At 74.4% G+C, this 13,074-nt stretch carries 11 protein-coding genes; 4 read left to right on the forward strand and 7 right to left on the reverse strand.

What is annotated here, in order from left to right:
- The first annotated feature begins 82 nt into the window (after positions 1-82).
- Positions 83-1,195 carry an acyltransferase family protein gene (locus H7X46_RS07005; protein ID WP_186358622.1) on the forward strand — a complete coding sequence of 371 codons (1,113 nt, stop codon included), beginning with the start codon at positions 83-85 and terminating at the stop codon, positions 1,193-1,195.
- Here H7X46_RS07005 and solA read toward each other — a convergent pair.
- The 4 genes from solA to H7X46_RS07025 are packed head-to-tail and all read right to left on the reverse strand — an operon-like array spanning position 1,150 to position 7,305.
- Positions 1,150-2,379, reverse strand: a complete 1,230-nt coding sequence (gene solA, locus H7X46_RS07010; protein ID WP_186358623.1) for an N-methyl-L-tryptophan oxidase — start codon at positions 2,377-2,379, stop codon at positions 1,150-1,152. The two genes, H7X46_RS07005 and solA, sit on opposite strands and share 46 nt — an antisense overlap.
- Positions 2,376-3,623, reverse strand: a complete 1,248-nt coding sequence (locus H7X46_RS07015; RefSeq protein ID WP_186358624.1) for an MFS transporter — start codon at positions 3,621-3,623, stop codon at positions 2,376-2,378. The genes solA and H7X46_RS07015 overlap by 4 nt, the downstream gene beginning before the upstream one ends.
- Complete coding sequence (locus H7X46_RS07020) at positions 3,620-5,251, reverse strand: hydantoinase B/oxoprolinase family protein (protein ID WP_186358625.1); 1,632 nt, start codon at positions 5,249-5,251, stop codon at positions 3,620-3,622. The genes H7X46_RS07015 and H7X46_RS07020 overlap by 4 nt, the downstream gene beginning before the upstream one ends.
- Positions 5,248-7,305, reverse strand: a complete 2,058-nt coding sequence (locus tag H7X46_RS07025; RefSeq protein ID WP_186358626.1) for a hydantoinase/oxoprolinase family protein — start codon at positions 7,303-7,305, stop codon at positions 5,248-5,250. The genes H7X46_RS07020 and H7X46_RS07025 overlap by 4 nt, the downstream gene beginning before the upstream one ends.
- Positions 7,306-7,420: 115 nt before the next feature.
- On the opposite strand from H7X46_RS07025, the gene H7X46_RS07030 reads away from it, so the two are divergent.
- Positions 7,421-8,311, forward strand: coding sequence for a LysR substrate-binding domain-containing protein (locus tag H7X46_RS07030; RefSeq protein ID WP_186358627.1), 891 nt, complete (start codon positions 7,421-7,423; stop codon positions 8,309-8,311).
- Here H7X46_RS07030 and H7X46_RS07035 read toward each other — a convergent pair whose 3' ends face one another.
- Positions 8,312-8,734, reverse strand: a complete 423-nt coding sequence (locus tag H7X46_RS07035) for a PPOX class F420-dependent oxidoreductase (protein ID WP_186358628.1) — start codon at positions 8,732-8,734, stop codon at positions 8,312-8,314.
- A 149-nt stretch (positions 8,735-8,883) separates the two neighbouring features.
- On the opposite strand from H7X46_RS07035, the gene H7X46_RS07040 reads away from it, so the two are divergent.
- Complete coding sequence (locus tag H7X46_RS07040) at positions 8,884-10,662, forward strand: proline--tRNA ligase (RefSeq protein WP_186358629.1); 1,779 nt, start codon at positions 8,884-8,886, stop codon at positions 10,660-10,662.
- Between the two features lie 15 nt (positions 10,663-10,677).
- Here H7X46_RS07040 and H7X46_RS07045 read toward each other — a convergent pair whose 3' ends face one another.
- Positions 10,678-11,466, reverse strand: coding sequence for a hypothetical protein (locus tag H7X46_RS07045; RefSeq protein ID WP_186358630.1), 789 nt, complete (start codon positions 11,464-11,466; stop codon positions 10,678-10,680).
- An 88-nt stretch (positions 11,467-11,554) separates the two neighbouring features.
- Positions 11,555-11,965, reverse strand: coding sequence for a secondary thiamine-phosphate synthase enzyme YjbQ (locus H7X46_RS07050; protein WP_186358631.1), 411 nt, complete (start codon positions 11,963-11,965; stop codon positions 11,555-11,557).
- Between the two features lie 37 nt (positions 11,966-12,002).
- On the opposite strand from H7X46_RS07050, the gene H7X46_RS07055 reads away from it, so the two are divergent.
- Positions 12,003-13,073, forward strand: coding sequence for an aminotransferase class V-fold PLP-dependent enzyme (locus H7X46_RS07055; RefSeq protein WP_370588647.1), 1,071 nt, complete (start codon positions 12,003-12,005; stop codon positions 13,071-13,073).
- Position 13,074: the final 1 nt, after the last annotated feature.

Raw genomic sequence — 13,074 nt, forward strand, 5'->3', positions numbered from 1 at the left:
CTCCGCAAGCTCCGCTCAGCGTTCTCTCAGGTTCGGTGTCCTACGGTTCCTCCGTCCGTGGCCCCGACGCCGGAGCTCCCCCATGGCGCGTCATCGAGCCGAGCCCGACCGGACCGCGCCGACCGCACCGCTCGGCACGGTCCCCGACACCTACCCGCCCCCGCGACGGCCCGGTGACGACCGCGCACCCGGCCGCACCGTCTGGGTGGACGCCGCGAAGGGGCTCTGCATCGTCCTCGTGGTGCTGCACCACGCGGTGATGTTCCTGGAGCCCCAGGGGCTGGTCCCCGGCCCGCTGTACCTGCTCAACACGGCGATCGCCTCGCTGCGGATGCCGCTGTTCTTCCTCGCGTCCGGCCTGTTCCTGGCGTCGGTGCTGAACCGGCCGTGGCGGGTCCTGCTGCACAAGCGGGTCGCGCTGTTCGCCTGGCTCTACCTGCTGTGGACGTGCCTGCAGTACGCCGTGCTGGCCGCGCTGCCTCACGGGATCGCGCCCCCGCTCGCCACGCAGACCTGGGAACGGCTGCTGCTGAGCCCGCTGCTCCCGGCGCCGTCGATGTGGTTCCTGTACGCCCTGGCCCTGTTCTCGGTCGCGGCGCGGCTGCTGCGCCGGGTCCCCGCCGCGGTCCTGCTCACCGCGACCGGGGTGCTCAGCGCCGTGGCCGCGGCCGGGATGCTCGAGTTCCCGTCCTTCGCCTGGGGCAGCATGTCCCGCTACGCGTTCTTCTTCGTGCTCGGCTGGCACGGCCGCGCGCTCGTCGAGCGGCTGGCGGCCGCGACCTCGCCGCTGCGGGTGCTCGTCGCCGCGGTGGTCGCCGCCGGCGCGGCCACCGCGTCGGTGGTGTTCGGGCTGCGCGACATCCCCGGTGTCGCGTTCGGCCTGAACGTCGTCGCCGTCACCGGTGGCGTGCTGGCCGCCGCCGAGCTCGCGCGGTGGCGGATCGGCCGGGTCGCGATCGGGCTGGGCCGCCGGACGCTCCCGATCTACCTGGCGAACATCCTCGTGATCGGCGTGCTGACCACGCTGCTCGCCGGGGTCCGCCTCCCGGCACCGGCGCAGTACGTGCTGGTCGCCCTGGTCACCGCGACGACCGTCGTGCTGACGCTGGGCGTGCAGCGGCTCCTGCTCACCGTCCGCGCGGGATGGCTCTACGACCTGCCGGGGCGCTGGGCGGTCCGCCCCACGACGAGCTGATCCGCCCCGGCGAGTGAACGTCCACCGGGCCGGTCCCCGCCGAAGCGCGCCGGGTCGAGGTAGCCGGTCTCGACCTCCTGGGGCTCGCCGGTGACGGCGCGGGCGACGATCTCGCCCACTCCCGGCGCGTGCTTGAACCCGTGGCCCGAGCACGCCCCGGCCAGGAGCACCTCCGGGCGGCCGGGCACCGGCCCCGCGAGGAACTGCCCGTCCGCGCTGTTCGTGATCATGCAGGGTGCGGCCCGGGCCGGGACGGGATCCAGCCCGGGCAGCGCGGACCCGAGGACGGCGGACAGGTGGGCCCAGTCGGTCGCCGCGTCGACCGAGCGGTCCAGGTGATCCGGGTCGACCCGCGGCTGGTGGCGCGGATCGGGGGACAGGCCGACCTTGGCCGGTTCGCCGAGCGTCGCTCCGTGCCCCCAGATCGTCCGCTCCTCGTCGTAGTGCCGGATGAACACGCCGAACCGGTCCAGCGTGAACCCGGCCGGGTCGGACCTGGCCGCGAACCACAGCAGCGGGACCCGGACCGGCTCGGCGACGACGCCCGGGACCAGTGCCGTCAGCCAGGCCCCGGTCGAGACGACCACCCGGTCGGCCCGCAGCGCGCCGGTGGCGGTGCGCACGACCGCGCCGGAACCGTCCGGGTCGATCGCCCGCACCCGGACACCGTCGAACACCGTGGCGCCCGACGCGCCGGCCGCCTCCACCGCGGCCCGGACCGCGGCTTCCGGGCGGAGGATGCCCGCGTCGGGGTCCCACACCCCACCCCAGTGCGGGGCGAGCCCGGCGTGCTGGGGGAACCGTTCGGACACCTCGGCCGGGGACAGCGTGGTGACGGCGAGGGCGTGGCGGTCCGCGGCGCGCACGGTTCCCGCGACCGCCCGCCCCTCCGGCGGCCCGATCATGATCCCGCCGGTCTGCTGCAGCAGGTCCGTGCCGGTCGCCGCCTCGAGCTCGCGCCACAGCCGTCGTGACGCCGTGGCCAGCGCGGGCAGCTCGGGGTGCTCCAGGCAGGCCAGCCGGAACAGCCGGGTCGCCCCGTGGCTGGACCCGAGCGCGTGCGCGAGCCCGAACTGCTCGACCCCGGCGACCCGCAGGCCCCGGCGGGCGAGCCGCCAGAGGGCCTGCGAGCCGAACGCGCCGAGCCCGACGACGACCACGTCGTACCTGCCGCCGACCGTCACACGATCTCCTTGCCGAGCGTCTCCGGCATCAGCCACAGCATCACCGTCGCCAGCCCTGCCAGGGCGGAGCCGACCAGGAGCACCGACGTGCCGAGGCCCCAGGACGCGGCCATGAGCCCGATGACCATCGGGCCGAGGGCCGCGAACCCGCGCCCCACGTTGTAGGAGAAGCCGAGCCCGGACGAGCGCACCCGGGTCGGGAACTGCTCGGACAGGATCGCGCCGAGCCCGCCCGCACAGGACGACACGCACATGCCCACCAGGAAGATCAACAGGTAGCCGACGGCCGGGGCCGGCACCGGGACCAGCAGGAACGCCACCATGCTCGACACCGCCAGCAGGTAGGCCGTGGTCTGCGTCGGACGGCGGCCGAACCGGTCGTGGAACCAGCCGCTGGACACGTACCCGACGAACCCGCCGACGATCTGCACGAGCAGGTACGTCGTCGTGCCGGAGACCTGCAGGCCGCGCTCGGTCGACAGGTACAGCGGCAGGAACGACACCACCGCGTAGTAGTTGCCGTGCCCGCCGACCATGAACAGGGTCGACACGATCGTCGTGCGGCGCAGACCCGGCGCGAACAGGGCACCGAGCCCGGCGAACGGGTTCGCGCTCCGGGACCGCTCCCGGTGCACCGCGTCGGTGACGTTGCGGCGGATCCACAGCACGAACAGCGCGGGCACGATCCCGACCAGGAACAGCACCCGCCACGCGAGCTCCTGCGGCAGCAACGAGAAGATCGCGAAGTAGGAGATCGTGGAGGCCGCCCAGCCGATCGAGTAGACGCTCTGCATGAACGCCATCACCCGCCCGCGCCGTTCCGGGGCGGTGTACTCCGACAGCAGCGCGACCCCGACCGGCCACTCGGCACCGAAGAACAGGCCCTCCAGCACCCGCCACACGATCAGCTGCTCGATGTTCTGCGCGGTCGCGGTCAGGGCGGTGAACACGCTGAACCCGATGATCACCCAGATCAGGGTGCGCGCCCGGCCGAACCGGTCGCCCAGCACACCGCCGGCCATCCCACCGACCGCCGAGGCGACCAGGCTGATCGTGGTGACCGTGCCGCCGGCCGCGGTGGAGATGCCCAGGGTCGCCAGGATCGCGCCCAGTGCCAGCGGGAACATCGTGTGGTCGAAGCCGTCGAGCCCCCACCCGATGGAGGACGCCGTCAGCGCCCGCCGGTAGGAGCGCCGGTGCTCGGGCGTCCCGGGCTGCAGCCGGGTCGTCGCGGGGGCGCTCACGAGGCCACCCGCTCGAGGTCCGAGGCCGGCCGGCGGCGGTCCCGCACGTCCGCGGCGACGAGCTCCGCGGCCCGCTCGGACGGTGGACCGTAGCCACCCGCGCCGGCAGTGCGCACGTCGACGGCCTCGCCGTGGTGCAGCGTCGTCGCGCTGCTGGACCGGCCGGTCACCGCACCGGTCGTGTCGAGCACGTCCACCCGGGTGGAGGCTCCGGGCTCGCCGCCGGCCAGGCCCCACGGCCGGGACAGCAGCCGGCTGGTGGAGACCTCGACCCGGCAGTCGTCGTGCCCGACCTCCAGGACCCGCCGGATCCCCATGCCGCCCCTGGTCCGCCCGGCACCACCGGAACCGTCCACCAGCTCGTAACGGCGGACCGTCAGCGGGTACTCGGACTCGAGGCATTCGACCGGCAGGTTCGAGGTGTTGGTCATGTGCACCTGGACCCCGTCCAGACCGTCGTGGGTCGCGCCGGCGCCCATCCCACCGCCGACCGTCTCGAGGTAGACGTAGAACTCGCCGGTGCGGGGATCGGTGCCGGAGAACGTGAGCGCCGTGACCGCGCCGTTGCCGGCCGCCGGCACGCGGTCCGGTACGGCCTGCGCGAGCGCGCCGTGCACCAGGTCGACCACGCGCTGGCAGGCGAGGATCCGGTTGTTCACCGCGGCCGGGGGCGTGCACTGCAGCAGCGAGCCCTCCGGTGCGGTGACCGTGAGCGGACGGAACATCCCGTCGTTGGCCGGGACGTCCGGTCCGACGATCGTCTTCACCGCGTAGAACACGGTGACCAGCAGCGCGGTCCGCACCATGTTGAGGCTGTTGGGCAGCTGTGGCGGCGCGTCGAAGTCCAGCTCCATCGCCGCACCCCGGACGGTGATCCGCACGCCGAGCTCGATCTCGCCGTCGTGCTCGTCGGAGTCGAAGACGTCGGTGAAGGCGTAGGTGCCGTCCGGGATCCCGGCGATCCCGGCCCGGATCATCCGCTCCGTGTGGTCCATCAGCAGCTCACCCGCCTCGGTGAGGGTGCCGGCACCGTAGCGGTCGCACAGCTCGCGTACCCGCCGCACCCCGAGCCGGTTCGCGGCCAGCTGGGCGCGGAAGTCGGCGATCCGCTCCTTCGGGACCTGGCAGTTGAGCAGGATCAGGTCCAGCACGTCGCGCTCGATCACGTCGCCGCGGGCGAACCGGACCGGGGGGATGCGGATGCCCTCGACGAAGATGTGCGCGTGCGTGCGGTCGACGAAGTCGGCGTGGTGGGCCAGGTTCGTGACCCACGCGACCAGCTCGCCGTCGTGGAACACCGGGGTGGCGAGCACGATGTCGGGCAGGTGGGTGCCGCCGCCGGTGTGCGGGTCGTTGCCGACGAAGGTGTCACCGTCGTGGATCTCGTCGGGGGCGTACCGCTCGGTGATCGCGGCGACGATGCCCATCAGCGAGCCGAGGTGCAGCGGGATGTGCTCGGCCTGGGCCAGTGTGCGGCCGCGGGCGTCGAAGATGCAGGTGGTGCAGTCGCGTCGTTCCTTGATGTTCGGCGAGTACGAGGCCTTGACCAGCATCTCGCCCATCTCCTCGGCGACCGAGGCGAGCGCCGAGCCGATGACCTCGACGCGGACCGGATCCAGGGTGCTCATGAGGCCCTCCCGAGCGTGGTGACCAGCGTGGCGGTGGCATCGACGCGGACGTGCTCGCCGGGGAGCACCAGCGTCGTCGCGTCGTACTGCTCGACGGTGGCCGGCCCGGTGAACTCGTGGCCCGGCCGGAGCAGACCGCGGTCGTAGACCGGCGCGTCGACGTGACGTCCGAGCTCCGGCAGGTACAGCGGTCGCGTCCCGGCCCGGGCCGCGGACGGGTCGGCGCCGCCGGGCTCGGCCCGGTCGAACCTCAGCAGCGGCGTGCGGCCGGTGGCCTCCAGCCGGAACGTGACCGCCTCCACCGGTTCGTCGGGGACGGCGTAGCCGTAGCGCTGCTCGTGGAGCTCGTCGAACGCCTCCCGGGCCGTCTTGAGCGCGATCTCGTCCAGCGTCGGCGGCACCGGAACGGGTAGCTCGTAGTTCTGGCCGACGTAGCGCACGTCGATCACGGCCCGCAGCGCCCGGTCGTGCTCGGCGACACCCTCGTGCGCGAACCAGCGGGCGGCCTCGGCGCGGAGCTCGGCCTGCACGGCGTCGAAGTCGGCGGCCCGTGCGGCGTCGAGGGGAAGGATCCGGGTCCGGGAGGTGTCGCTGCGGAGGTCGGTCATCAGCATCCCGAGCGCGGAGAGGGCGCCGGGCTTCTGGGGGACGAGCGTGCGGGTCATGCCGAGTTCGCGGGCCAGGCGCGACGAGTGCAGCGGGCCCGCACCGCCGAACGCGACCAGTGCGTAGTCGCGCGGGTCGTGCCCGCGCTGCACCGAGATCACCCGGATCGCCCGGGCGGTGCTCGCGACGACGACGTCGACGATGCCCTGCGCGGTCGCCTCCCGGGACATGCCGAGCCGGGCCGCGAGCCGGTCGACGGCGGCGAACGAGCGGTCGGCGTCGATCTCCATCGTGCCGCCGAGCAGGTGGGTCCGGTTCAGCACGCCGAGGACGACGTTGGCGTCGGTGACGGTCGGCTCGTCGTTCCCGCGCCCGTAGCAGGCGGGGCCGGGGTCGGCTCCTGCGCTCTGCGGCCCGACCTTCAGGTGCCCGCCGGCGTCGATCCAGGCCAGCGATCCGCCGCCGGCTCCGACCGTGTGGATGTCCAGCATGGGGGCCTGGATCGGGCGGCCGTCCATCTCCATGCCGGGAGCGGTGCCGGGTACCCCGCCGGCGACCAGCGCGACGTCGGAGCTCGTCCCGCCCATGTCGAACGTGATCAGGTCGGGGTGCCCGCACTGTGCGGCGACCTTCGTGGCACCCACGACGCCGGTGCTCGGCCCGGACAGGACCGTCCGGACGGGCAGTGCCTCGGCGGCCGGGAACGACATCATGCCGCCGTTCGACTGGGTGACCTGCGGCGTGCAGGCCAGCCCTGCGTCCGCGAGCCGCGTGCGCAGGCGGGACAGGTACCGCGACATGACCGGGCCGATGAACGCGTTGGTGACCACGGTGGACAGCCGCTCGAACTCCCGGAACTCGGGCAGCACCTCGCTCGACACCGACAGGAACGCCTCCGGGAGCTCCTCGGCGACGACCTCCCGCACCAGCCGTTCGTGGGCCGGCGACAGGTAGCTGTAGAGCAGGCAGACCGCGACCGCCTCGACCCCCTCGTCGCGCAGCTTCCGCACCTGGTCCCGGATCTGTGCGCGGTCGGCGGGAACGGCGACCGTGCCGTCGTGGCGGACCCGCTCGGTCACCTCGAGCCGGCGGTGCCGGGGCACCAGCGGGTCGCCCTTGCGGGCGGTCTGGTCGTACAGCTTCGGCCGGCGCTGGCGGGCCAGCTCGAGCAGGTCGGCGAACCCCTCGGTGGTGAGCAGCCCGGTCCGCGCGCCGCGGCCCTGCAGCAGGGCGTTGGTGGCGACGGTCGTGCCGTGCGCGAAGTGCCCGATCCCGTCGACCCCGGCCCCGGCGCGTTCCAGGATCCGGCGCACCCCGGCGAGCACCGCCTCGCCGGGGTCGTGCGGTGTGCTGGCCACCTTGGTGATCGTGAACGTGCCGCTGTCCTCGTCGAACAGGCAGACGTCGGTGAACGTGCCGCCGGTGTCGACGCCGAGCCGCCAGGCCATCGCGTCCTCCTGCTGTGGTCGCCCTCACTCGTGCGAGGCAGTGCAGCAGCGGAGGAATCATCGAGTCCAATACTGATTCCGTTGACGATCACATGATCTGCTTATAGTGAGGGGCGTGGAGACCCGGCGTCTGGAGTACTTCCGCGTGCTCGCCGAGGACGGGAACTTCAGCCGTGCCGCCGAACGGCTCCGCATCTCCCAGCCGGCCCTGTCCCAGCAGATCCAGCGGCTGGAGGCGGAGGTGGGGGCACCGCTGGTGGACCGGACGTCGCGGCCGGTGGCCCTGACCGAGGTCGGCCGCCGGTTGCTCGAGCAGACCGCGGAGCTGCTCGACCAGGTCCGGTCGATCGAACGGCTCGCGACCGCGGCCGGGCGCGGCGAGACGGGCAGCCTGCGGATCGGGGTCATCCCGCTCGCGCTGCTCGGGCCGGTGCCGGGGTGCCTGCGCGCGTTCCGCGGGACGCACCCCGACGTCCTCGTCAGCCTGCACCGCTCGGACTCGGCGCCGTTGCTGGACCTGCTCGGGTCCGGGCGGCTCGACGCCGGGTTCCTCACCGCCGCTCCGCACCCGTCGACCGGACTGCACGGCACCGACCTGTGGGAGACCGAGCTGGAGCTCGCGGTGCCCGACGACCACCGGCTCGCCGGAACCGGCCCGGTGGCACTGCGCGAGCTCGCACGGGAGCACCTCGTGCTGTTCCCGCGCGAGGCCGCACCGGAGAACTACGACCTGGTGATCACCGCGTGCGCGGCGGCGGGGTTCTCCCCGCGCCTGGTCACGACGACCGGTGGGTACGCCGACCAGATCGGCTACGTCGCCGCCGGGGTCGGGGTGGCGCTGGTGCCGCGCGAGGTCGGCGTGGTGCACGCCGAGGGAGTGGCCCGGCTCCCGCTGGCCGAGCCGCTCGGACTGACCATGCGGGTGGTGTGGAATCCGGGCCGGCCCAACCCGGCGCTGCGCGCGTTCCTCGCGGTGCTGGGCCGGGCGGCCGGCACCGGGACGTGATCAGCCGACCCGCTCGCCGTAGACCCGCTGCACGTGCATGGTCATCAGCACCCGCCGGTCGCGCACCATGACCTCGCGGTACTCGTCCCAGTCCGGGTGCTCGCCGGCAGCCGCGCGGTACCAGTCGACGAGGGCCTGCACGGCGGGGCCGTCGGGGGAGTCGTCCGGTCCGATCAGCTCGACGGGGCCCTCCGCGGTGGCCCAGGCCCGACCGTCCTCGCTCTCCACCGACAGTGCGGCCCGCGGGTCGCGACGCAGGTTGGCGGTCTTCGCCCGGCCGTCGGTCATGGAGACCTGGATCGTGCCCGCGGCGCGGTCGTAGTACGGCGTGACCGGTGACAGCTGCGGCATCCCGCTGCGCTTGATCGTCGCCAGGATGCCCTGCCGGGCCTTCTCGAGCAGCTCGTACTGTTCGTCTCCCATGCCCGGGAAACGCCCGGGACGCGGGCCGCTGTTCCCGCCGGTGCACCGGGACGAAGCACCCCCATCGCGCGAGGTACCGATGTGAGCTCCGCAAGCTGCGCTCGGTGCCGATGTGAGCTCCGCAAGCTCCGCTCGCTACCCTGACCCGGGTGTTGACCCGGATGTCGTCGCTGTTCCTGCGCACCCTGCGCGAGGACCCGGCCGACGCGGAGGTGCCCAGCCACAAGCTGCTGGTCCGCGCCGGCTACGTCCGTCGCGTCGCCCCGGGTGGCTACTCCTGGCTGCCGCTGGGCCTCAAGGTGCTCCGCCGCATCGAGAACGTGGTGCGCGAGGAGATGGACGCCATGGGCGGCCAGGAGATCCAGTTCCCGGCGCTGCTGCCGCGGGAACCGTACGAGGCGACCAACCGCTGGACCGAGTACGGCCCGGCCCTGTTCCGGATCAAGGACCGCAAGGGCGCCGACTACCTGCTCGGCCCCACCCACGAGGAGCTGTTCACCCTCGCGGTGAAGGGCGAGTACTCGTCCTACAAGGACTACCCGGTCATCCTGTACCAGATCCAGACCAAGTACCGGGACGAGGAGCGGCCGCGCGCCGGCATCCTGCGCGGGCGCGAGTTCCTGATGAAGGACTCGTACTCGTTCGACCTGTCCGACGAGGGGCTCGGCGAGTCCTACCGCAAGCACCGCGACGCCTACGTGCGGATCTTCGACCGGCTCGGCCTGAAGTACGTGATCGTCTCGGCCACGTCGGGGGCGATGGGCGGGTCGGCGTCCGAGGAGTTCCTGGCCGAGTCCGAGACCGGTGAGGACACCTATGTCCGCGGGCCCGGCGGCTACGCGGCGAACGTCGAGGCCGTGACCACGCCCGCGCCGCCGGAGATCCCCCTGGAGGGGCTGCCGGCCGCGCAGGTGCACCACACGCCGGACACCCCGACCATCGAGACGCTGGTCGACTACCTCAACGCCCATGCCGAGAGGAGCGTCAGCGGAACGAGCATCGGCACCGACCGGACGTTCACCGCGGCGGACACGCTGAAGAACGTGCTCGTCAAGATCAAGCAACCGGGCTCGGACGAGTGGGAGCTGCTCGGCATCGGCGTGCCCGGCGACCGCGAGGTCGACATGAAGCGGCTCGAGGCGTCGCTGGAGCCCGCGCAGGTGGCCCTGCTCGAGGAGGCCGACTTCGCGCGGCACCCGTTCCTGGTCAAGGGCTACATCGGCCCGGGCGCGCTGGCCGCCAACGGGGTCCGGTTCCTGGTCGACCCGCGGATCGTCACCGGCACCGCCTGGGTGACCGGCGCCGACAAGGCCGACCACCACGTCGTCGACCTGGTGTGCGGGCGGGACTTCACCCCGGACGGCACCATCGAGGCCGCCGAGGTGCGCGCCGGGGACCCGTCGCCGGACGGGACCGGCGTGCTGGAGGCCGCCCGCGGCATCGAGATCGGCCACATCTTCCAGCTGGGCCGCAAGTACGCCGACGCGTTCTCCCTCGACGCGCTCGGCCCGGACGCGAAGCCGGTCCGGATCACCATGGGCTCCTACGGGATCGGTGTCTCCCGGCTGGTCGCCGCGATCGCGGAGCAGTGCCACGACGAGCACGGCCTGGTCTGGCCGCGGTCGGTGGCGCCGTTCGACGTGCACGTCGTCGTCGCCGGGAAGTCCGCGGAGCTCCTCGAGGGCGGCGAGGCGGTGGCCGCGGAGCTGGAGGCCCAGGGCCTGTCGGTGCTGCTGGACGACCGCAAGGCCAGCCCCGGGGTGAAGTTCGCCGACGCGGAGCTGGTCGGCGTCCCGACGATCGTCGTCGTCGGGCGCGGGCTGGCCGGTGGCACGGTCGAGATCAAGGACCGGGCGACGGGGGAGCGCACCGAGATCCCGCGGGACGGGATGGCCGCGCACGTGGCCGGGATCGTCCGCGGCGCCTGACCCGGGCGCCGTTCCTCAGGGGCCGGGGCGCACGGCCGAGGACTCGAGCGCGGTGAGGTCATCGCCCGGGACCGGGTCGCCCGGCCCGCCCCCGGCGTCCGCGGCGACGACGAGCATCGCCACGCCGGTCGACCCGTCCTGGGCGTGCGTGCGGGGCACCGCGAGCACACCCACCGAGCCGTCGGTCGCCCGGCATCCGGGAACCCCGCTCGCCGTGCCGTCGGTGCGCACGGTCGCCTCCACCCAGAACCCCGGTTCGGCTCCCTCCGCGGCGGGCCGCGGGGCGGCCGGACCGACGGCCACCTGCGGCGCGGCCCCGGCGTAGGCCGACTCCCCGGCGCCGCGCGCGAACGCCTGCGCGGCCTGCTCCACCGTCGTCCCCGCCGGGACGGCGACGAGCGCGGCCGCGGCGACCCCGCGCGGCGCGGCACCGAGCGGGCACTGCCCGGCGGAGAACGGCGGGACCTCGGCCAGCCGCACGAACGGCACCCCGAAGACGTCCAGCGGCGGCGCCTGGGCGCGAGTGGCGGTCCAGCCCGCGGGTGGGGTGACCGCGAACGCATCGGACCGCGCCGCGGGCGCGTCGGCGGCAGGTGCGTCGGCCGCGGGCTCGGGAGATTCGGCGAGCCCGGGGGAGGGCCCCGGGCCGGTCGTCAGGGCGGCGGCCGCCCCGGCGAGGAGCAGCAGCACCACGACGGCGGCGAGCACCGGGCGGAACCGGCGCCCGGGATCGGGGGCGGAGCCGTGCGGGCCGGCCTGGGGTGCCGCACCCGGACGGCGGGTCGTCGTCCGGCCGGAGGTCACCGGCGCAGCGTACGTCGGTGTCGCCTGCCCCCGATCGGCGGGACGGCGGGCGGCCGGGCCCCGTCGCCGGGCGGCTCCGGTGCGCCGGTCAGCCCGGCAGCAGGGAGAGCCGGACCGAGCGGGTCGGGTTGTCCACGTTGGTGTCGACCAGGCAGATCGACTGCCAGGTCCCCAGCGCGGGCCGGCCGCCGAGCACCGGCACCGTCGTCGACGGCGGCACGAACGCCGGGAGCACGTGGTCACGGCCGTGCCCCACGCTGCCGTGCCGGTGCCGCCACCGCTCGTCGGCGGGCAGCAGCTCCCGCAGCCGCGCCAGCAGGTCGGCGTCGCTGCCCGCGCCCGTCTCGATCACGGCGATCCCGGCCGTCGCGTGCGGGACGAACACGTTGAGCAGGCCGTCCCCGGCGCCGCTGTCGGACAGGAACCCCTCGATCCGGCTCGTCAGGTCGACCACGGTCTCCTCGGAACCGGTGCGGATCTCGATCAGCTCGCTGTGCACGCCGTCCAACCTAGGACCGTCGGTAGGTTCGGGCAGCGTGGAACCTGCGGTGACGGTCTTCGGGTGGGAGCTGCCCCGGCGGCCCGGCTATCTCAACACGGCGAGCATCGGCGTCCCGCCGCTGCGCGCGTCCGCGGCGGTCGCCGAGGTGGTGCGGCGGTGGGCGGCCGCCGGCACCGCACCCGCGGAGTTCGACGCCGACGTCGAGGCCGCCCGCGCCGGGTTCGCGGCGATCACCGGGGTGCCGGTCGCCGACGTGGCCCAGGGCGCGACGGCGTCCGGGCTGATCGGGCCGCTCGCGGCGGCGGTCCCGGACGGCACCCGGGTGCTGGTCGCGGCGGGCGAGTTCTCGTCGGTCACCCGGCCGTTCGCCGGGCAGGCGCACCGCGGGGTGCGGGTCACCGAGGTGCCCCTGCCCGAGCTCGCGGCGCACGCCGGGGAGCACGACCTCGTGGCCGTCTCGGTGGTGCAGTCCGCCGACGGCCGGATCGCCGACCTCGACGCCCTGTGGGCCGCCCGGGAGCGGCACGGCGTGCGGGTGCTGCTCGACGTCACCCAGGCGGCCGGCTGGCTGCCGCTGCGGCTCGACCGGGCCGACGCCGTCGTCGGGGCCGGCTACAAGTGGCTGCTCGGGCCGCGCGGCACCGCATGGCTGGCCCAGCGGCCGTCCTGGGTGGACGGGCCGCCGGGCGGGCAGCGGTGGCCGGAGGTCGTCCGGCACGGCGCCGGCTGGTACGGCGCCCGCGACCGCTGGGGCTCCGGGCTGTACACGCCGGACCCACCGGCCCGGCCCGGACCGGCCGGCGGCGAGGAGGCGCCGGTGTGGTTCGCGCAGGCCGGCTCGGCGGTGACGGTGCCGTGGCTGGCCTCGCTGGACCCGGAGGCGCTGCGGGCGCACTGCGTCGGGCTCGCCGACGGCCTCCGGGAGCGGCTCGGGATGCCACCTGCCGGGTCGGCGATCGTGTCCGTGCGCGCCGGCGGCGCGGCGGAGCGGTTGGCCGCCGCCGGGATCGCCGCGGCCGTCCGGGACGGCGCGGTGCGACTGTCGTTCCACCTGGCCAACACCGGGTCCGACGTCGAGCTGGCCGCGCGCGTGCTGCGGTCCTGAC

The sequence above is a fragment of the Pseudonocardia sp. C8 genome (assembly GCF_014267175.1).
Classification (GTDB): Bacteria; Actinomycetota; Actinomycetes; order Mycobacteriales; family Pseudonocardiaceae; genus Pseudonocardia.

Coding starts and splice junctions, on each gene's coding strand:
- H7X46_RS07005 (WP_186358622.1), top strand. CDS start 83: ATGGCGCGTCATCGAGCCGAGCCCGACCGGACCGCGCCGACCGCACCG.
- H7X46_RS07020 (WP_186358625.1), bottom strand. CDS start 5,251: ATGAGCACCCTGGATCCGGTCCGCGTCGAGGTCATCGGCTCGGCGCTC.
- H7X46_RS07025 (WP_186358626.1), bottom strand. CDS start 7,305: ATGGCCTGGCGGCTCGGCGTCGACACCGGCGGCACGTTCACCGACGTC.
- H7X46_RS07035 (WP_186358628.1), bottom strand. CDS start 8,734: ATGGGAGACGAACAGTACGAGCTGCTCGAGAAGGCCCGGCAGGGCATC.